This is a genomic window from Novilysobacter longmucuonensis (genome assembly GCF_046600735.1).
GTDB classification, from domain to species: Bacteria; Pseudomonadota; Gammaproteobacteria; order Xanthomonadales; family Xanthomonadaceae; genus Novilysobacter_A; species Novilysobacter_A longmucuonensis.
Genome location: NZ_JBJMAW010000002.1, coordinates 288,716 through 307,784 on the forward strand (window position 1 = coordinate 288,716; position 19,069 = coordinate 307,784).

Below are 19,069 nucleotides of genomic sequence, written 5' to 3' on the forward strand. Positions count from 1 at the left end.
CGTCCCGTGCCCGTCGCGGCTCGGATGGGTCTTAACAGGAAATGAATGTTGGTGGCAAGCAAAACTTTCCGCCAATTTCAGCAAAGCTTGCGACTGGGGCCAGAAAGGGCTTTTCCGAGTCGTCGCGAGGCGCTGACCGATCAGGAACTTGAATTGATCCGATGGCGGCCGCAACGCCAGCATGCGCTGGGCTCCGACGGGTTCCGTGCCCCCATCGAAGCTCGGACGACCGCGGAAGCGGGAGATCGGAGCCGCTAGTGCTCGAGGAAAGTGCACTCTGACCCGTGTTTTGGACCCGTGTTTTGAGCCTGCCTTCACGGGCGCTTCCGTCGGCGGGCGCTGCACTGTGTACCGCGCGCATCCGGATGCTGCCTGGACGACATCCCATCAGTCCGCCGATGCAGGCAGCGTGCGCTTACCCCAACCGGCCCAGGAGGCACCATGAACCAATCGCAGGCGCACGCAATCCTGTTCACTCCAACGCGAATAGGCGGCGTGCCGCTGAAGAACCGGGTTGCGCTGGCCCCGATGACGCGCACCAGCGCCGAGGAGGACGGGCGCCCGACCGACGAGATGGCGCGTTACTACGCCCGCTTCGCCCGTGGCTGTTACAGCTTGGTCATCACCGAGGGCGCGTATCCGGACGAGGCGTCCAGCCAGGGCTACCGCGACCAGCCGGGCATCGCCAACCCGGCGCATGTCGAAGCATGGCGCCGGGTGGTAGACGCCGTGCATCGCGAGGACGGACGCATCTTCATTCAACTGATGCACGCCGGCGCACTGTCGCAGGGCAACCGCTACACCGACGAGACGATCGGGCCGTCGGCGGTGAAGCCAGTGGGCGCGCAGCTGGACCTATATGGCGGGCACGGCGACTTCGCGACGCCCCGGTCGATGACGGCGGACGACATTCGCGCAGTGGTCGACGGTTTCGTACAAGCCGCGCGGCGCGCGCGCGAGGCCGGATTCGACGGCGTGGAGATCCACGGCGCGAACGGTTATCTGCTAGACCAGTTCCTCAGCGACTACACGAACCAGCGCACGGACGAGTACGGCGGAAGCACGGAGAACCGCGTGCGGTTTCTGGTGGAGGTCATCGGCGCTGTCCGGGCCGAGGTGGGCGATGGGTATCCAGTGGGCATCCGCATCTCGCAGGGCAAGGTCAACGACTACGACCACAAATGGGCGGGCGGCGAGCGCGACGCCGAGCTGATCTTCACGCGGATCGCCTCCGCCGGGCCGGCCTTCATCCACATCACCGAATACGACGCGACGCGGCCGGCGTTCGATGCCGGGGAGACGCTCGCTGAGCTCGCCACGCGCCACGCGCGCGTGCCCGTGATTGCGAACGGTCAGCTCGGCGCGCCGGAGCGGGCCGAGTCGCTGATCGCGAATGGGCATGCGGAGGTCATCACGCTGGGCAAGTCCGCGCTCGCAAACCCCGACTGGCCCCGTCGCGTGATGGCGGGAGAACCGATCGAGGAGTTCGACTTCTCAGTCCTGCAGCCGCAGGCGAACATCAAGGAGCACGAGCTCTAGGAAACCTGGGAGACGCGTCCGTGCCATACAACCCAACGGTGCAGAGCGCGGCGGTCACCAGGTGCTTCTCTTTGGGTGTGGCCATTCCTTCCCTAGGCGTTTCCGTTCAGCGACATCAGCGCGCCGGTTGCCGGTTTATGGCCGATCTCCCGAGTCCACTGGCGGCTTCACCGTGTAATGGATCGTCATCGCGCGGATCAGCCCGTCGTGCACTCAATAGGAATCCGCCCCGTCGTCGATGCGCCCGCGGTCCGACGACGCCGTCCACTCGAGGAAGCCGAGTTCGCCGTGGCACAGTCGCGTCCGATACTCGTACCCGCTCTCTCCGAGCTGCTCCTGCAGCAGGCGCGCCGCGTCACGGATGCCGGCATGGCCGCGGAACACGCCGTAGGTCGTCATGAGCACGCAGTCCGGCGCGAAGTTGCGGTCGATGTCAATCTCGATGCCGCCCTGTTGCGCAAGCGATAGATGGTCGTTCACGACCTTGGCAGTCGAGCGTGTGCTCATGCGGCACTCCGACAGGCGGGACGCCGATGCTACGCACGCTCGGCGTTACGGCGTGTGGGGCCTCAACCCGCCTGGCTGCCCAACGCCGCAAACGCGGCGGCGATGGTGGGCGGAGCCGTGGGACGGGCGTACATCGTCGTCAGGTACTCCCTAAGCCTCGGCGCGCCGCCGAGCATCTCCGCTTCGTTCGCCCAGTCGAGCGTGTACGCGGCGTTGAGGTCGGCCACACTGAGCCGATCGCCCGCCATGAACTCGCGCCCTTCCATGTGCCGCTCGAGCACGGCCACCATCTGCCGGCACTCCTGCCGGGCCAGGTCGACATCCTGGGGCAGCCGTTTGTCTTCCGGATAGATGAACGTGTGGCGCGCGATGCGCCACAGGGGCTGCTCGATCTCGGTCACCAGGAAGAAGATCCAGCGGTACATCTGGCCCCTGTCCTCCACCGTCTCCGGGATGAGCCCCGCCTCGGGGTGCTTGTCGGCCAGGTAGAGCTGGATGGCGGCCGATTCGGTCAGGACGACATCGCCATCGACCAGCACCGGGACCTTGGCGGCGGGGTTGAGGTCGCGGAACGGGGGTCGCCCGGCCTCACCCTGCAGAAGGTCCACCGGGTGCGACTCGTACTCCAGGCCCAGCTCGTTGAGCACCCAGATGACGCGCAGGGCGCGGGTCGGGGGTGTTCCGTAGAGTTTGATCATGTCGGGCTCCATCGATCTGTGGGAAGGGCTTTCCAGATAGACGAGCGAGGCACTGCGAAATCGACAGGGCGATGCGGGGGCGCTCGGACGCTTGGCGGACACGCTAGCAGTCACGTTCCAGATCCGCGCGATCACATCCCTATGCCGCAGCGCTGGTAGCGGACGTCGGCCCGTCAGGGGAACGCACAAGTCGACGTAATCGGCGCGGTTCGCGTTCCCACCGTTCGACTTTGCCACCCTAAGGGGACCGACGGGCGTTCGCTGCACCCGTAAAGGGGACGGAGGTAATTATGTGAGCTTAACTGCCTCCGTCCCCTTATCGAGGGTCCCCTTATCGAGGCGACAGCGCGGTGATCGATATTCCTCGGCCACTCGGTCAGCGCATGCACCGACGAGGAAGTCGTTGTCACCACCAGCCTGCAGGCCGACCAACTGACCGCCCACCGCGAGCGCTTCCCGGCGATGCTCGATGGCGATGTGTTCCGGATGTCCTGATCCAGTCGGACACGCCGGGCGGACACGTCAATCGGACACCGGGCGGCGCGCGCTCTGAGGACGAAGGTTCGCATGGCTGTCCGGCCGGTGGGACGTCCGCACGACGCGAGACGTGCGGCGCGCCCAATGTCCCCACAAACCGGGATCGGGGTCGACCTGACGCCCCTTCTCGCCTATCGAAGCTCCGCGCCCAGGGGTTGCCAGTGGGCCATTCGCCCGATGAGCCAGACGAACGGTTCGGTTTGACCGCTCAAGACGCATGTGCCCTTGATGGTGCTGTCCAGCAATCCCTGCACATCGGACGCGCACAGGGCGGAGATCGCCCGGTCATCCGTGAGAAGCAGCGAACAGGACGGCGTATGCGTGGTCGCCTGGGCTCCCAACGTGACGTCTCGCCCATCGATCAGCATCGTGATCCGTTCTTCGTTGTCTGGAAGGCCGATCGACACCGCGAGGTTCGGCGTCGGGCCAGCCACCGTGGCCAGTGCCTCCTTCAGGTAGTCGCCAAAGGCTTTGGCCCACGCCTCCACGCCGGATCGTCCTGGATGTGCGCCACTCGCAAGTTTTCCGGTTCGCGGGCCCGGCACAGCACGGACGTCACTGTGTCCAACCGACAGGTCCGCTTCCGATCCGCTGTCGCCGGACACGCGATTTTTCGAGGCCTGTCGCTCCCCCTCGGCTTCGCGTTCCGCGTCGATCAGGGCCTCGAGAGTTCTGTCCACGTCATCGCGTGTGTGTGACGCCGAGCAGATGAACCGCAGGCGGCCACGTCCGCGCTCCACGATCGGATACGTGACGGCTGTAGTGTGGATGCCACGCGCATGCAAGCCACGCGCAATCGCATAGAGCGTGTCGCTGTCCGAAAAATGCGGGGTGACGATGGGGCCATCGCCCGTGCCCAGATCGTAGCCAGCTTCGGAGAAGCGCTCCCGCATGTAGTGGGTGGTGTCCCAGAGTCGCTCCCGCAGCGCGTCGTCTGCGCGCAGTCGCCGCAAGGCGGCAAGCGCAGCGGCGATATCGGCAGGAGTGGTGGTCGCCTGAAAGACATAGGCCCTGGCGGACGTCTTGAGCAGGGCGATGTGCTCCTCACGGGCGGCAATCACACCCCCAAGGCTGCCGAGCGCCTTGCTGAGTGTCGTCATGATGAAATCGACCTGCTCGGTGATGCCCTGGGCCGCGCAGATGCCGGCGCCCCGGGGGCCGTAGAAGCCGAACGAGTGCGCCTCGTCTACGAGGACGAGCGCACCGTACCGTTTCGCCATGCGCACGATGTCGCGTACCGGAGCGGTCCCCTCTCCCATGCTGTAGACGCCTTCGAGCACCACGAGGGTGGTGCGGTAGGGCGAGGCTTCTGCCTCGAGCACCGATTGCAGGTCGGATGCATCGTTGTGTTTGAACGTCCGAATCTTGGCGCCGCTCAAGCGAGCGCCGTCCACGATGGACGCGTGACAGAGCTGGTCCATCACCACCACGTCCTTGTCGCCCAGCATGCCCGCGATCACCCCGAGATTCGCGGTGAACCCCGTGGAAAACAGGCATCCGACTGGCTTGCCCACCAGCTCGGCAAACTCTTTCTCGAACGCCAGGTGGAGATCGGTCATGCCGGATGCGGTCGGGGAGGTTCCCATTCCGGTGCCGAAGCGTTCCAGGGCGGAGCTGGCTTGCTGTATGACATCCCTGTCGCGGTTCAGGCCGAGGTACAGGTTGGTGCTCCAGATGATGGCCTCGTGCTCTTCACCGGTGTGCACGTCGGCGACGGTGCCTTTGTGCCCGCTGCCGGTGCGGACCAGCTTGCTGTAGGGCTCCCGCCCTGAACGCATGAGCAGGCTTTTGAGCTCCCGGATGAGCGTGCCCTTGTCGGTCGCGGACCACGCGGGCGCCTTGGCGGCCAGAAATGGAGGGTGGCCGGACTGGAGCTGCGCCTGGAAATGACCCAGCGTGTCCGGGGCTGCGCCGTTCGCATGGTCGTTCGACGTGCGATCCGTGGCGCCGCTCCCCAACACGTCGAGCAGATAATCGGCAACGGCGGTGGGCGTCGGGTGCTCGATAAGCGTCGATGAGGGCAGCTTCCGGCACAGGACCGTGGACAGCCGATGGCTCAGCTCGACCGAGTCCAGCGAGTCGAGACCCAGGGCTTCCAACGCCTGGTGCGGCGGTACCTGCTCGGGATCGCGAAGGCGAAGGAAGCGGGCGATTTCGTCTCGGATGACCGACAGCAGGGCCGCATGCCGCTCGCCCTTCGACAGGCCCGCCAAGCGGTGCAACAGCCCCCCGGCAACGCCGGAGACCAGGGTGTCGGAATGCGGGCCAGGTGTGTCGGATGCACCGTAATCGCGACCCAGCTCCGGGCGCGGGAGCCGCTTGCGGTCGAGCTTGCCATTGGGCAATCGGGGCATGTCGGCGAGGTGCATCACGACCTGGGGCACCATGTACTTGGGCAGCCGCTCTGCCACGTAAGCGCGCGACGCCTCGTTCGTCACCGCCTCGTCCCGGCTCACCACATACCCGACGAGCATGGTCTTGCCACCGCCTACGTCGACTACCGCCGCCGCTGCGCCATCCACGCCCTGCATCGACTCCAGCGTCGACTCGATCTCTTCCAGTTCGATCCGGAAGCCCCGGATCTTGACCTGCTGGTCGATCCGCCCCAGGAACTCGATCTCGCCGTCTTCCGTCCACCGGCATCGATCTCCGGTCCGGTACAGCCGTTCGTCCGGGAGCAGCCTGTTCATTGGCCCGTTCATCGGCCCGTTCGGATCCACCTCGACAAACCGCTCCTTCGTGCGCGCGTCATCGTGGAGGTACCCCCGTGCGAGCTGGTCTCCCGCAAGGTGCAGTTCCCCCGGGACGCCCACCGGGACCGGTTGCATGGCGTCGTCCAGGATGTACGACCGGGAGTTCAACATCGGCTTGCCGATCGTGATCGTCTCCACACCTGCCGGGACCTCGGTCCCTGTCGAGTAGACCGTGTTCTCGGTCGGCCCGTACACGTTGAGCACGCGCGGCCGTTGCGCCAGCGCGTGCAGTTGCTCCACCAGCGGGCGTTTCAGCACATCGCCGCCGAGCACGACGCACCGGACGCCCTCCGGCAGCCCGCCGGCCGCGAGCAGCCCCTGCATCGCCGACGGCACCATGATGGTCGTCCTGACCCGGTCTGCCAATGGCAGCTCCGGCAGCGCCAATGCGTTCTCCGACAACACCACCGTGCCGCCAAGCGACAACGTCCCCAGGATTTCCATGACGGAGGTGTCGAAACAGACAGAGGCCGCCGCCAGTACGCCTGCCAGCTCCTCGTCATCCAGCAGACTTCGCATCGATCGGGTCATCGCAACGACGCTTCGATGCTCGACGGCAACTCCCTTGGGATGCCCTGTCGAGCCCGATGTGTAGATGACATAGGCGAGGTCTCTCGCCGAGGGCCCGGCCATCGTGTCCGGCGTCCGTTCGCTCACCGCATCGAGCCGTACCAGCTCGGGTGCCCCGGCGCAGAGCTCCGCCGGCTTCTGGCCGTCCACGATGACAGCCGCCGCCCGGGCGTGCTCCAGCATGTAGCGCACCCGTTCACGTGGGTACTCCGGATCCAGTGGCACGTACGCACAGCCCGCTCGCAATACGCCCAGCAGAGTCGCCACGAGCTCCCATGTGCGGCCCATGCACACTCCGACCAACGACCCCGGTTGCACCCCCCGCGTCACAAGCTCGCCCGCAATCGCGTTCGCCCGTGCCGTCAGGCGCTCGTAGTCGACCTCCGTTTCTCCATCGATGACTGCCGTCTGCTCCGGATGCGCCTGCGCGTGGTTCTCGATGAGCCCCCAGACCGTTTCCGTCTGATCGTACGCCTGCGCTGTCCGGTTCCACTCGATGAGAATACGGTGTGCCTCCTCCTCGTCCAGCAAGGAGACTCTCTCGGTAGGCACAATCGCATCCGCCATAACATCCTCCAGCACACTGTGTTGTCCAAGCCGCTGCATAGCCTGCTCCGAAAAGAGAAGAGATCGGCTTCGCAGCCTATCGGCTTGGCAGCAGCAGCAAAAGGGGACGGAGGTCCGATTTTCGACGCAGAATTGCGCAGAATGGGGTCTGCGCAGAATGGGGTCAGGTTCATTTACCTACCCTCTGAGGGGCAGTCGCCCTATAGCAGTGCCTGCGCCCCCTAGCCAAACAGTCGCGTGACCGAAAGAACGGACATGGTCCGACTGCCCCGCCTCAATATTCCCGGCGCGTCCAGCATGTAGTGCAGCGCGACAACGATCGTCAAGCCTACCGACGACCCGGCGCGCTTCCCCTGGTCCAGCTGCGCCGCGCTCTGCGGCGAGCGCACCGACCCGCTGTTGTGAGCCTGCACCCCCACGCAAAGGGCCTTGGGAATTAACGACCACGAGCGCGCCGACGCCTACCGCGCCCTGCTCACCGAAGCCCTCAACGACGACGACCTGGCCGCCATACGTACCTACCTCCAGCAGCAACGCGCCTACGGCCGCGACGACTTCTAGCCGATGGTGGAGGCCAAGACTCAGCGCGTTGCCGGAGTGCGGCCGGCCCATCGGCCGGCCAGAACGACGCGTGGTAGTGGGTAATAGGGGGTCAAAAACGGGGTCAATAGGGGGTCAGGTTCTGACCCCGTTTTTTATTGACCCGTTTTTAGACCGCGCACTCGCTGTAAGGCAGCGGCGGCCACAGTGTTTGGACCCGTTTTGGCGTCCAAACACGTGACAGCGCTTTGTGAACGCCCGCCCTACGCTTACACCCCCGCGACGCGATTTACACGGGGCTATCGCAATGCCGCAGCTAGGGTGGCGCCTCAAAACACCGGTACTGCCTCATGGAACAAGCCTTCTCCCATTTGCACGACGCAGCGTCGTCCTACGCCGGGCGCGCGGAAAGCTTTGCTGGACGCTGCCCGGACGCAGCACGTCTGCGGGCGCATGGCGGCATGGTGTGGCGCTTCCGCGACTTCGTCGCCAGCGACGCCTTCCCCTGCGTCGGCTCGAAGGCCGCACTCGCCAAAGACGCGATCGACATCCAGGTGTTCCGCCCGCTGGGTGACCGCGCCAACGACGCGCCGCTGCTCGACCGGCTAGGTGCGTTCGCGCGCCGGATCGAGGCGCAGGACGCCGACGACACCACGGTGTACTCGTTCGTGTCGATCTTCGAGGGGCCGCAGGACACCGATGAGCTGCGCTTCGAAGCGATGCTGTGGTCGCAGCTGCAGCGCCTGCACGACCTCGACGCGCGCCGCGGCGTCGCATGGGCGCCAGACGTGTCGAAGCGTCCCGAAAGCCCGGACTTCAGCCTCAGCCTGGCCGGCCATCCGTTTTTCGTGATCGGCCTGCACGCTGGTGCATCGCGCCTGGCGCGTCGCTTTGAGCAGCCGGTGCTGGTGTTCAACTCCCATCGCCAGTTCGAGCAGCTGCGCGCCGACGGTCGCTACGTCAAGATGCAGGCCGCCACCCGCGCCCGCGACTGCGCGCTGCAGGGGTCGATCAATCCCAATCTCGCCGATTTCGGCCAGGCGGCCGAGACGCGCCAGTACAGCGGTCGCCGCGTCGGTGCCGCCTGGGTGTGCCCCTTTCACGCGCGGTCCGTCCACGCGCGGACCGCACGTTGAGCGGGCGCAGCGACACCGTCCGCATCCCCCCGTGTTCCGGCCGTGCGCTGGAGCTCGAGGTCGGCGACGTGCTGGTGGTGATCGACGCGGAAGGCCAGCAGGTCAGCGACATGATCGCGTACGCCCGCGACGACACCAACGAGTACCTGTCGTCCGGGCGCTCGATCGACTACGCCGCGCGGTTGTTCCTGACCACCGGCGACGTGCTGTATTCCAACCGCAGCCGCCCGATGTTCACGCTGCTGGACGACGACTGCGGCCGCCACGACTTCACGCTGACGCCGTGCTCGAAAGAGATGTTCGCGAAGATCTATGGCGAGACGGAGGGCCGGCCAGGCTGCGAAGGCAACCTGGCGGCCGCCTTGGCGCCGTACGGCATCGGCGTTGACCAAGTGCCGATCGCGTTCAACATCTTCATGCACGTCGCCTTCGACGCGCAGTCGGGCGAGGTGTCGGTACTGCCGCCGCTAAGCAAGGCCGGGGACGCGCTTCACCTGCGTGCGGAAATGCCGATGGTCCTCGCGCTGACCGCGTGCTCAGCGGGGCAGTCCAACAACTTCCGCTACAAGCCGATTGACTACCGCATCGAGCGCGCGTCGGACAGCGGCTGAGAGTAGCGAACGAGCAGCGAACGGGGTCAGCGAACGGGGTCAGGTTCACTTCCGACGACGCGCTCCGGTATCTACTGACAGAACCTGCGCCCGTCCACCGAGCCCGCTATCGCCACCTCCTGCGGGAGGCGCAGCGGGCCACCGGCAGCCAGCTGCACGCTTAGGTGCTGATGGACAACCACGTACACCTGCTAGCCACCCCGCCCGAAGCCGGCGCGGTCGCCCGGCTGATGCAGAAGCTCGGCCGGCAGTACGTCGGCCAGTTCAACGCCCGCCACCGCGCGCGATGGGGCATAAGAGCGCGAAAGCCTTGACGGGAAGCCTATTGATCCGGAATCGGGCCAGGTTCACGCCCCCGATCCCGGCCCGCGATTCGTGGACAATGACACCCATGCGAACCTTTGTACTGAGAGCACGCGCGGCACCCACGGACAGCCACAAGTTGTTGGCGTCCGTCGGCAAGGATGCCCATGCGGAGATCCTCGCCCATACGTTGATGAACGCGATCTTCGTGGCCCAGTCGCATCGCTCCGATGTGACGGTCTACCTGGTGCTGGAAAGCACCCCGGACTTTTCGCGCACGATCCGGTTCGACGCCAACGCCATGCACGACATCGGCGGCTTCAACGAGCAGGCGCTGCTGGGCAAGATCGCCAAGGCGCTGGACGCCTCCAGGGGGATGGGCAAGGAGGAGACGCGACCGGTGGAACCCGGCGTCACGGTGCGCACCGTGAGCTTCGAGCGGCTGGCGCAGCAACTGGCCGAGGACCACCAGCTGTTCGTGATGGACCCGAAAGGCACGCCGATCCGCGGGCAGGTGTTCCAGGGCAACCCCTGCTTCCTGCTAACCGACCACATCCCGATGCCGAAGAAGACCTTTCACACGCTCGATCGCCTCGGCGCAACCCGAATCACGCTGGGTAAGACGATGCTGTTCGCCTCGCAGTGCGTCGTGTTGATCCACTACGAGCTGGATCAGCGATAGAAGCCGCCCATGGGACACGCCGGGCCGGTGGCTGTGACGCTCACGCAGCGATCCGTTCGATCCGGGCAAGCGTCTTGCCCAGCGCGCGGTGCGCTTCCTCAAGGTCGTAGTCGGCCTGCAGTCCGAGCCAGAAACGCTCGCTGGTGCCAAGCGCGGCTGCAAGGCGGACCGCGGTATCAGCGGTGACGCTGCGCTTGCCCAGCACGATCTCGTTGATGCGACGCGGTGACACGCCGGCGGCACGCGCCAACGCGTTCTGGCTGATGCCCAGCGGGGCGAGGAATTCTTCCAGCAGCACTTCGCCGGGATGGATGTTGGGCAGGGTCTTCATGGTCGACTCCGTTACGTCAGTGGTAACCGACGATTTCCACGTCATGCGCATCACCGTCCTTCCAGCGGAAGCAGACACGCCATTGGTCGTTGATCCGGATGATGTACTGCCCTCGCCTATTGCCCTTGAGCGCTTCCAGACGGTTGGCCGGCGGGATGCGCAGGTCCTCCAGGGTGGCGGCGCTGTTGAGCATGCGCAGCTTTCGCCGGGCAACCTGCTGGATACCGCCGGGCAGCCGCCTGGAGGGCGAGCCGCCCCAGATCTTTTCCGCTTCCTTGTCGGTAAAGTTCCGGATCACATGGCGACCATAACGCAATCCGTTATATAACGCAGAGCGTTATGGTACCCGCGGCGGCCCAAGCCCGGGTTGATCCTTCACCATGACCGCGGCAGCCAGTACACGGGGAGCGCTACAGAGCAAAAGCAGAGGCAGCGAAAATCCAGCTGAGCATGAGTCGGCCGAGCATGCCGTACGACAACGCCTTGGCCGAAAGCTTCTTCGCGACGCTTAAGCTGGAACTGACCGACGACAGACCGTTCGCAAACCGCAACACCGCACGTATTGCGGTGTTCGAGTATGTCGAGCTGATCTACAACCGCGTCCGCATGCATTCGGCACTGCGCTACCGATCGCCGATGCAGGCGGAGCGGGAATATCAATCGGTCAGGTCTGTATCCTGACTACCTGTCTGTGGAATGCGGGGCGGTCCACTCCGTCCCCATTTGTCCGAAAAATCAGGGGTGACTCACTCCGTCCCCATTTATCCGTCCCCTTTTTTCCATTTATCCGTCCCCTTTTTTCCATTTGTCCGCTCCGAAGCTGCGCGCGTTTCCCCTTCGCATACCGTCCCTGCCTTGCTCACTAAGCTGTTGACCTCACCGCGGGAGACCCGGACGTCATGCTGGTCGACAACATGCAGAATGATCTACACCCGGTGCTGCAGCGCTTGCTGGAGGAAGGCTACCGGCTGGCGGCGGCGCTGCCGGTGTTCGCGCTGGCGCTGCTGGTGGTGTGGCTGGCCTGGCGCGTGGGCGGGTGGCTGTCGCGGCGCAAGACGTTCGCGCGGATTTCCAAGGACAACCCGTTCGTGCGGGAACTGGCGCGTACCACCACACGCTGGGTGGTGCTGCTGATCGGCATCCTGGTGGCGCTGGAGATCATGGACGCCACGGCGCTGGTGGGCGCGGTGCTGGGTACCGCCGGCGTGCTGGGCGTGGCGCTGGGGTTCGCGTTCAAGGACATCCTGGAGAATTACCTGGCCGGCATCCTGATGAGCGTGCGACAGGTGTTCACGCCCCGGGACCACGTGGTGATCGACGGCAACGAAGGCATCGTGGTGTCGATGAGTTCCCGCGCCACGATACTGATGACGCTCGACGGCAATCACCTGCGCCTGCCCAACGCGCTGGTCTTCCGCGGCGTGACGCTGAACTACACGCGCAACCCGAACCGCCGCTTCACATTCGACGTGGGCATCGGCGTGGACGAGGACCTGGTGCTGGCGCAGCAGCTGGGCGTCGACGAATTGAAGCAGGTCGACGGCGTGCTGGAGACGCCGCCGCCGCGGGCCTTCATTAACGCGCTAGGCGAGTCCAGCGTGCAGGTCACCTTCCACGGCTGGGTGGACCAGCGCAGCCATGATTTCCTGCGGGTGAGGAGCGAGGCGATACGCCGCACCAAGCTGGCGATGGAGTCGGCCGACATGGACATGCCCGAGCCGATCTACCGCGTGCAGATCAGCGAGCGCAAGGAAAAGCCGGCGCACGAGGCACGCGCGGCGCGCGAAAAGATGGCCCGCGAAGATGCGTCGTTGCAGCCGACGATCGACACCCGCGCCGACGCCGACCTCAGCGCCCAGATCGATATCGACAAGCGGGTCAACGCCAGCGAGAACCTGCTCCATCCGGAGGCGCCGCGCGAATAGGCGGTCGTGTAGGCGGGCGAAAAATCGGGCGACTACATCGGACGCCGCACCGCGCGGACGGTCCCGCTCGGCCCGCCGCCGCAATAGAACAGGTCGCCGCCGTCGGACTCGAGCCCGCTCACGCCGGCGCCCTCCGGCATCCGCAACTGCTCGATCACGGCGCCGTCGTCCGGATCGACATGGCGGATCTCGCTCTCGTCGCCTTCCCAGGTGCCGTGCCAGAGCTCGCCGTCCACCCAGGTCACGCCGGTGACGAAGCGGTTGGACGGGATCGTGCGCCTGACCGCGCCGGTGGCCGGATCGACCTCGACGATCCGGCGCTGGCGGTACTGCCCCACCCACAGGCTGCCCTCGGCCCAGGCCAGGCCCGAGTCGCCGCCCTCGCCCGGCGCCGGGATCGAGGCCACCACGGCGCCGGTGGCCGGGTCGATCTTGTCGATACGCGCCTCGGCGATCTGGTACAGGTGGGTACCGTCGAAGGCGGTGCCCGCATCGCAAGCGCGATCGACCGCGTGGACCGATTCGCCGCTCGTGGGATCGAAAGCGACCAGCCTGTCACCGGTGGCCGCCCAGACGCGCTTGCCGTCGTGGGTGACACCGTGGATACGCTCGGCGCCATCAAATGGGCCGTACTCGCGGACGATCTCGGCCGCCCGGGTGGTGGAGTTGGTGTCGCGTAGTGCAGTAGTCGCGTTCATTGCAGTCTCCTTGGCACGCCGGGGATCGGCGCCTCAGGAACAATCTAGCCAGCGGGCAGCGCGGCAGGGAGTAACAAGATCGTCGTGAATTCCGCCAGCGAGGGCGCCAGCGGCGGCGCCAGCCAACGGCGGGCCCGCGTGCGCCCGATCGAGCGTACGCGCCCCACTGTTTCGAGGTCGGCAAGCGCACGCTGGACGGTGCGCTGGCTGGCCCCCAGCGCCAACGCCAGCGCCGAGGTCGACCACGCTGCGCCGTCGGCCAGCAGTGCCAGCAGCGCGCCTTGGTCGCCGTCAATCGGCGGCGCCAGCACGACGACCTCGCGCCCGCCGTGCGGCACGATCACGAAGCCGCGCGCGGTTGCCTCGATGCCCACCATCGACGCGACCGCCTTGCGCAGGCGACCGATCTCGACGCGCAGCCGCGCGCGATGGGTCTCGTCGGGATGGCGGGTGCGGAACACGCGGGCGATCAGGTCTTCGCGGTCGACCCCGCCGGGCCATGCCTCGGCGAGCGCGCGTGCCAGCGCGAACAGCACCGGGCGCCGCGCGAGCGACCGCCATTCGTGGCCGGCGCGCAGCCCGTGGCGGCAGGCGTCGACCACCAGCGTCCCGGAGTCCAGCAGCGCGGCGACCTCGTCGAGCCGCAGTACCTGCGCCCCGCCCGCCGACAGACGCCTGGCGGCGGGGCGATCGAGCATCGCGCGCATGTCCGCCACTTCCGCAACGAGTGCGGGAATGCACGCACGGCCGGCCGCGCCGTGCGCGTTATCGAACGCCACCCGCGCCGCCTCGATGGACAACGAGCGCAGCGCGAGCTCCGCCTCGGCCAGAGCGGCCACCGCCGCCAGGGCATGGGACAGTCCGCTGGCATCGAGTCGTGCCAGTGCTGCCCGGGCGTCCTCGAGCCGGCCGAGCAGCAGCAAGCGGCGGACCGCGACCAGTCGCGCCTGCACGGCATTGCGGTGGTCGCCGCGCACCTCGAGCGCCGACGCAGCGGCCGCCAGCGCACGCGGCGACCCGCCGAAATCGCGCAACGCCAGCGCCACTTCGGCCTCGGCGACGACACAGCGCCCCTGCGCCAGTGCCTCGTGCGCCCCGAAGCCGCGACCGGCGCGACGCAGCAACTCGCGGGCCCGCGGAAAATCGCCCAGCTGGGCCATCGCGATGCCGCGCAGCGCCAGCGCCGGCGGGTCGTCGCGCAATGCCACGCGTTGCAATGCGCCGAGCGCATCGCCGGTGCTGAGGGCGCGGGCCGCGGCGGCGATCAGGGAGTCCATGACGAGAGGCTAACGCCTCGTTCCTGCTACCGCTGCGATTGTCGACTCCCCGCCCCGCCGCTCGTCGACGAAGACAAGCGGGCACTCCGGCCCGCGCCGGCAACCCAAGGAGACACCGCATGATCCCCAAGAACACGATATGCCTCTGGTACGACCGCGACGCGCTCGAGGCCGCGACGTTCTACGCCGAAACCTTCCCCGACAGTTCGGTGGACGCCGTCCACCACGCGCCCGGCGATTTTCCCGACGGCCAGCAGGGCGACGTCCTGACCGTCGATTTCACCGTGATGGGCATCGCCTGCATGGGGCTGAATGGCGGCCCGGCGTTCAAGCACAGCGAAGCGTTCTCGTTCCAGGTCGCCACCGACAACCAGGCAGAAACCGACCGCCTGTGGGACGCGATAGTCGGCAACGGCGGCCACGAAAGCGAATGCGGCTGGTGCAAGGACAAGTGGGGCGTGTCGTGGCAGATCACCCCGCGCGCGCTGACCGACGCGTGGACCGACCCCGACCGCGCCGCGGCCAAGCGCGCATTCGACGCCATGATGACGATGCGCAAGATCGACATCGCCACCATCGAAGCGGCACGGCGGGGCTGACCCGATGCCGGTGATCACCGCCTTCGAACGCTCGCCGCACCGCGGCCGCGGCTTGGCCCGCGACATGCGCGGCCGCTGGGCGCTCGAAGAAGCGGAGCAGCCCTACCGCTATCCGAACCTGTGGCGCCTGCGGCGAAGCGGCCCACCGGTAAGCCGGGCGGCGGGTCGGAAGTGATCCGATCTTTCCCGTCGCCGGCGCGGTCGGCCGGTCAGTGGCCCAGGATGCGCGATATCAGACCCGTGGCCACCTGCACGAGGTAGTAGGTGTCATCGCTCTGGTACGGGCGCACCCACCTGTGCCCATCCGGCGGCACGGCCAGATCGTAATCGCGGTAGTCCCGCACGTAGTAGCGATCGGCCAGGTAGTCGCGTGGGATGTACTCGCCACGCGCCCAGCGGCGGTGCTCGCGGGCATCCGCGCGCCGCTCGCGATCGGCCTCGCGGCGGTCCTTCAGGTACTCACGCTCGGCCTCGCGGTGATCCTTCGCGGCCTCCCGCATGTGCTCGCGGCGGTCCTTTTCATACTCGCGGATGGCCTCGCGACGGTCCTTCGCAGCCTCGCGCTGCATCTCCTCGTACGCCTTGCGCGTCTCCTTGCCGCGGTCGTCGGCCAAAGCGCTGCCGGAGAAGGCGATGGCGGCCAACGCACTCGCGATCAAAAGCTTCTTCATGGCGTGCTCCCGGGGAATGGAAGTCCGACCGTAAGCGGCGCTGCCTGAACGGGGAAGCACCGGCGCCTTAACGGGGTCCGCCTTAACGGGGTCAGGTTCACTTCTGACCCGCGAGCCCGGCCATTTCTGACAAAGTTTGCAGACGACCGTAGCCCAACCTGAGCGTTTTCCGGTTCTGCTAAGTTAGCGGGCCGGGGCGCGTGATGCGCCGTTATCTTTATACCGCCACATATCCGGCCACAGGATCCACTTGATGACCCGACTGCAGATTCTGCCCACAGCATCGCCCGAAGCACGAGCTCTGCGCGTGCTTCCATCCTTGCTGCTCACCGCCCTGCTGGCGGCGCCGTTTGCGCCGGCCCTGGCCCAGGTGAGCATCGTCAACCCCGGCGCACCGGGCGAGGATTCGCGCGAGCTTTCAGCCGACGAGGCGGTGCGGATCGCCGCTTCGCGCTATTCGGCAGCCGACGTGCAGTTCATGCAGGACATGATTCCCCACCATCATCAGGCGCTGGAAATGGCGGCGCTGGTCGGCGAGCGCACCAATTCTCCGGCGCTGATCGACGCGGCCGGGCGTATCGAGGCCTCGCAGCGCGACGAGATCGGCTTCATGCAGCAGTGGCTGGCCGCGCGCGGTGAACGCGTGCCGGATCCGCAGGCGCACTCGGCCATGCACACCTCGCACGAGATGGCCGGCATGGCCTCGGCGGCGGAGATGGCGGCGCTGGCCAAGGCCGAAGGGTCGGACTTTGAACGCCAGTTCCTGCAGCTGATGATCAGCCACCACGGGAACTCGCTGGGCTCCAGCGCCAGCACGTCCAGCCCGCGGGTGATTTCCGAACCGTAGATGCGCCCATCGTAGTAATACGCCGACCAGAAGCCGCCGGTGATCAATTCCTCGGTGCTGATCGGGCCGCGATCGAAGAACGCGATCTCGAACGGGTTGGCCGAATCGGTGAAATCGATTACCGACAGCCCGCCTTGGTACCAGGCCTGGATGAACACGTCGCGGCCCGGAATCGGCAGGACCGAACCGTTATGCGCCACGCAGTTCTCGGTCACCGTTTGCGGCGACGGGATCTTGAAGTAGCTGCGGAACACCAGCTTGCCGTCGACGATGTCGTAGATGGCGTCCGCACCGTAGTTGAGCGGATCGGACGCCCGGCAGCGCGGCCGCGAACCGCCGCCCCATTCGTCGGTGAAGATCACCTTGGTGCCGTCGTTGTTGAAGGTCGCCGAATGCCAGTAGGCAAAGCCCGTATCGATGACCGCGTCGCGACCCATGAAATTTCCGCAGCCGCGCTGTCCGTCGACGACGCGGTATTCAACCCGCAGCAGCAGTTCGCGATGACGTGGCCCAACGCGCCGGTCGTTGCGGCGGCTTACGTCGACCAGCTTTCGCGCAGCGGCACGCTCGAAGCCGGCCTGGAGTCCGAGCTGCGCGCGGCCCTGGACGCTGCCCAGACCGCGCTGGATCAGCCGGCCTCGGCCGTGGACAAAAGCGCACTGGTCCGCCGCCTGGAGGCGCTGTCCAAGGTGGTAACCAGCGCCTCCGACGCCGGAGGACGCACCTCCGAGCGCCAGTCGGCGCTGTCGGCAGTGCTGACGGATCTCGCGGCGCGGTTGCGATAACCAGGCCAACTGCGGCGCGGAAGATGCGGCGGCATGCTCAGGGTTCGGTCGGGGTGACGTCACCCCGAACCTTCCAGCGCCCCTGCCCTCCCCTCATTGCCAGCACGCAGATCCTCTACCAGCCCCCGGTAGGCCGCCGCTTGCGCCGCGGCAGGCTGCCGGAGTACCCACGCCGGGTGCACCGTCGCCATCGCCCGCACGCCATTGCCCAGCGTGTGCCATGCGCCCCGCTGCCCGGTCAGGCGGAATCCCGCGCCAAACACAGCCGCGGCCGCGGTGGCGCCCAGGCAGACGATCGCATCGGGACGCACGGTACCGATCTCGCGCTGCAGCCACGCGTGGCACGCGCGGACGTGGCCCGCGTCCGGCCGCTGGTGCAGGCGGACCTTGCCGCGCTGCTGGAACCGGAAATGCTTGACCGCATTGGTCAGGTACACCGCCGCGCGGTCGATGCCCGCGTCCGCGAACGCGCGATCCAGCAAGGCGCCCGCCGGGCCCACGAACGGCCGGCCAGTAAGGTCCTCGGCGTCGCCGGGCTGTTCACCGATGAACATCAGGCGCGCGTCCTCCGGCCCTTCGCCCCACACCGTCTGCGTGGCCGGCTCCCATAACGGGCAGCGGCGGCAGTCCGCCGCCAGTGCCCGCGCTGCCGCCAGGCCGCCGTCTTCTTGGGGTACCGCCTCGATGCGTCGCTGGGGGATCCGGCGACGCGGGGCCTGCGGTTCGCGCTTGGCCATGTCACGCACCCGGCCGCCGGCGTCGCGCAGCAGCGACGGCAGCAGCGTGGCCTCGGGCAACCCCTTCCAGTACTTCTGCGGCATCTCCTGCCGCATCATCGTCGGGTTGAGCCGCGCCGGGTTGAAGATGTTGGCGTAATAGGTCCGCCACAGCTCCTCCTGGGCGTCCTCGGCCGGCGCATCGGTGCGAACCCCGCCCGGGCCGAATGCCAGCGCCTGGCCATCCCATCGCACGCTGCGGTACGGCGTCAGGATGGCCCAGCGCATGCCGGCAAAGCGCCTGGCAAAGAAGGGCGAGACGCGGTCGAGGATCCAGTGGTCCGGCTCGAACCACGCCACGTACGCATCCTCCCCGACGCCGCTCTGCCGGAACCGCACGAAGGCCTTCATCTTGTGGCTGTCGCGCCGGACCGCACCGCCCAGGGCAGTGGCCGTAACCACGTCCGGGTCGGTAGCGCGCTCCAGCAGGCGCCGTTCGCCCTGCGCCACGCGCCACAGCAGTCGATACAACAGGGCGTGTCGTCCCGGATCGCGATGACACACCACCGCCCCGGCAAGCTCGAGCAGTGCCGCGGGAACGGTGACGGCGCTGCCTGCCTCCGATACCTCCGGCAAGGGCGAAGCCAGCGCCAGGCCCAGCTGGGCGTCGCTGTCCCATTGCAGGTGTTCCGGCGCCACGCCGGCGGTGAACGCCGCCCGGGCCCGCTCACGCCAGGCTTGCAGGCTCCATCCCGGGTCGACCACGGCGAGATGCAT

22 protein-coding genes are annotated in these 19,069 nt (G+C 67.1%); 13 read left to right on the forward strand and 9 right to left on the reverse strand.

Going from position 1 to position 19,069, the window contains the following annotated elements:
- Positions 1 to 441 precede the first annotated feature (441 nt).
- Positions 442 to 1,539, forward strand: coding sequence for an oxidoreductase (locus tag ACJQWM_RS03315; protein WP_332701943.1), 1,098 nt, complete (start codon positions 442 to 444; stop codon positions 1,537 to 1,539).
- 213 nt (positions 1,540 to 1,752) lie between these two features.
- Here the strand turns inward: ACJQWM_RS03315 and ACJQWM_RS03320 are convergent, their stop codons facing one another.
- The 3 genes from ACJQWM_RS03320 to ACJQWM_RS03330 form a co-directional block, all read right to left on the reverse strand.
- Entirely contained in the window at positions 1,753 to 2,046 is a 294-nt protein-coding gene (locus ACJQWM_RS03320; protein WP_332701941.1) for a nuclear transport factor 2 family protein, read from the reverse strand.
- 62 nt (positions 2,047 to 2,108) lie between these two features.
- Complete coding sequence (locus ACJQWM_RS03325) at positions 2,109 to 2,744, reverse strand: glutathione S-transferase family protein (RefSeq protein ID WP_332701939.1); 636 nt, start codon at positions 2,742 to 2,744, stop codon at positions 2,109 to 2,111.
- A gap of 668 nt (positions 2,745 to 3,412) precedes the next feature.
- Complete coding sequence (locus tag ACJQWM_RS03330; RefSeq protein ID WP_332701937.1) at positions 3,413 to 7,171, reverse strand: amino acid adenylation domain-containing protein; 3,759 nt, start codon at positions 7,169 to 7,171, stop codon at positions 3,413 to 3,415.
- A gap of 429 nt (positions 7,172 to 7,600) precedes the next feature.
- Between ACJQWM_RS03330 and ACJQWM_RS03335 the strand changes: the two genes are divergently transcribed.
- The 5 genes from ACJQWM_RS03335 (at position 7,601) to trmY (ending at position 10,443) form a co-directional block, all read left to right on the forward strand.
- Positions 7,601 to 7,732, forward strand: a complete 132-nt coding sequence (locus ACJQWM_RS03335) for a hypothetical protein (protein WP_332701935.1) — start codon at positions 7,601 to 7,603, stop codon at positions 7,730 to 7,732.
- A gap of 422 nt (positions 7,733 to 8,154) precedes the next feature.
- Complete coding sequence (gene gntA / locus ACJQWM_RS03340; RefSeq protein ID WP_332702103.1) at positions 8,155 to 8,847, forward strand: guanitoxin biosynthesis heme-dependent pre-guanitoxin N-hydroxylase GntA; 693 nt, start codon at positions 8,155 to 8,157, stop codon at positions 8,845 to 8,847.
- The gene (locus tag ACJQWM_RS03345) at positions 8,844 to 9,458 is read left to right on the forward strand and encodes a DUF1989 domain-containing protein (protein ID WP_332701933.1); all 615 of its coding nucleotides are present in this window, start codon (positions 8,844 to 8,846) and stop codon (positions 9,456 to 9,458) included. The genes gntA and ACJQWM_RS03345 overlap by 4 nt, the downstream gene beginning before the upstream one ends.
- 170 nt (positions 9,459 to 9,628) lie before the next feature.
- Entirely contained in the window at positions 9,629 to 9,772 is a 144-nt protein-coding gene (locus tag ACJQWM_RS03350) for a hypothetical protein (RefSeq protein ID WP_332701931.1), read from the forward strand.
- Positions 9,773 to 9,849: 77 nt separating this feature from the next.
- Positions 9,850 to 10,443 carry a tRNA (pseudouridine(54)-N(1))-methyltransferase TrmY gene (trmY, locus tag ACJQWM_RS03355; protein ID WP_332701929.1) on the forward strand — a complete coding sequence of 198 codons (594 nt, stop codon included), beginning with the start codon at positions 9,850 to 9,852 and terminating at the stop codon, positions 10,441 to 10,443.
- Between the two features lie 40 nt (positions 10,444 to 10,483).
- On the opposite strand, the gene ACJQWM_RS03360 is transcribed toward trmY, so the two are convergent.
- Both ACJQWM_RS03360 and ACJQWM_RS03365 read right to left on the reverse strand, forming a co-directional pair.
- The gene (locus tag ACJQWM_RS03360) at positions 10,484 to 10,774 is read right to left on the reverse strand and encodes a HigA family addiction module antitoxin (protein ID WP_332701927.1); all 291 of its coding nucleotides are present in this window, start codon (positions 10,772 to 10,774) and stop codon (positions 10,484 to 10,486) included.
- A gap of 16 nt (positions 10,775 to 10,790) precedes the next feature.
- On the reverse strand, positions 10,791 to 11,072 hold the full coding sequence (locus tag ACJQWM_RS03365; protein ID WP_332701925.1) for a type II toxin-antitoxin system RelE/ParE family toxin: 282 nt from the start codon (positions 11,070 to 11,072) through the stop codon (positions 10,791 to 10,793).
- 146 nt (positions 11,073 to 11,218) lie between these two features.
- On the opposite strand from ACJQWM_RS03365, the gene ACJQWM_RS03370 reads away from it, so the two are divergent.
- Together ACJQWM_RS03370 and ACJQWM_RS03375 are read left to right on the forward strand one after the other, a co-directional pair.
- Complete coding sequence (locus tag ACJQWM_RS03370; protein WP_411306679.1) at positions 11,219 to 11,455, forward strand: integrase core domain-containing protein; 237 nt, start codon at positions 11,219 to 11,221, stop codon at positions 11,453 to 11,455.
- A gap of 218 nt (positions 11,456 to 11,673) precedes the next feature.
- The gene (locus tag ACJQWM_RS03375) at positions 11,674 to 12,699 is read left to right on the forward strand and encodes a mechanosensitive ion channel family protein (protein ID WP_332701923.1); all 1,026 of its coding nucleotides are present in this window, start codon (positions 11,674 to 11,676) and stop codon (positions 12,697 to 12,699) included.
- Between the two features lie 32 nt (positions 12,700 to 12,731).
- Here ACJQWM_RS03375 and ACJQWM_RS03380 read toward each other — a convergent pair whose 3' ends face one another.
- Positions 12,732 to 13,397, reverse strand: a complete 666-nt coding sequence (locus tag ACJQWM_RS03380; protein WP_332701921.1) for an NHL repeat-containing protein — start codon at positions 13,395 to 13,397, stop codon at positions 12,732 to 12,734.
- A gap of 44 nt (positions 13,398 to 13,441) precedes the next feature.
- A complete protein-coding gene (locus tag ACJQWM_RS03385; protein ID WP_332701919.1) occupies positions 13,442 to 14,674 on the reverse strand; it encodes a winged helix-turn-helix domain-containing protein in 1,233 nt (410 codons plus the stop codon).
- A 119-nt stretch (positions 14,675 to 14,793) separates the two neighbouring features.
- Here ACJQWM_RS03385 and ACJQWM_RS03390 point away from each other — a divergent pair, with 119 nt between their 5' ends.
- Both ACJQWM_RS03390 and ACJQWM_RS03395 read left to right on the forward strand, forming a co-directional pair.
- Complete coding sequence (locus tag ACJQWM_RS03390) at positions 14,794 to 15,273, forward strand: VOC family protein (protein WP_332701917.1); 480 nt, start codon at positions 14,794 to 14,796, stop codon at positions 15,271 to 15,273.
- A 4-nt stretch (positions 15,274 to 15,277) separates the two neighbouring features.
- Positions 15,278 to 15,448, forward strand: coding sequence for a hypothetical protein (locus tag ACJQWM_RS03395; RefSeq protein ID WP_411306666.1), 171 nt, complete (start codon positions 15,278 to 15,280; stop codon positions 15,446 to 15,448).
- Positions 15,449 to 15,482: 34 nt separating this feature from the next.
- On the opposite strand, the gene ACJQWM_RS03400 is transcribed toward ACJQWM_RS03395, so the two are convergent.
- Complete coding sequence (locus tag ACJQWM_RS03400; protein WP_332701915.1) at positions 15,483 to 15,944, reverse strand: RcnB family protein; 462 nt, start codon at positions 15,942 to 15,944, stop codon at positions 15,483 to 15,485.
- Between the two features lie 517 nt (positions 15,945 to 16,461).
- On the opposite strand from ACJQWM_RS03400, the gene ACJQWM_RS03405 reads away from it, so the two are divergent.
- From ACJQWM_RS03405 to ACJQWM_RS03415, 3 genes are all read left to right on the forward strand, one after another.
- On the forward strand, positions 16,462 to 16,791 hold the full coding sequence (locus ACJQWM_RS03405; RefSeq protein WP_411306680.1) for a DUF305 domain-containing protein: 330 nt from the start codon (positions 16,462 to 16,464) through the stop codon (positions 16,789 to 16,791).
- Positions 16,792 to 16,830: 39 nt separating this feature from the next.
- Positions 16,831 to 17,034 (forward strand): hypothetical protein, encoded by a 204-nt coding sequence (locus ACJQWM_RS03410; RefSeq protein WP_411306667.1) that lies wholly within the window; start codon positions 16,831 to 16,833, stop codon positions 17,032 to 17,034.
- 149 nt (positions 17,035 to 17,183) lie between these two features.
- On the forward strand, positions 17,184 to 17,576 hold the full coding sequence (locus ACJQWM_RS03415) for a hypothetical protein (RefSeq protein ID WP_332701911.1): 393 nt from the start codon (positions 17,184 to 17,186) through the stop codon (positions 17,574 to 17,576).
- A gap of 59 nt (positions 17,577 to 17,635) precedes the next feature.
- On the opposite strand, the gene ACJQWM_RS03420 is transcribed toward ACJQWM_RS03415, so the two are convergent.
- On the reverse strand, positions 17,636 to 19,069 hold the full coding sequence (locus tag ACJQWM_RS03420; protein WP_332701909.1) for a UdgX family uracil-DNA binding protein: 1,434 nt from the start codon (positions 19,067 to 19,069) through the stop codon (positions 17,636 to 17,638).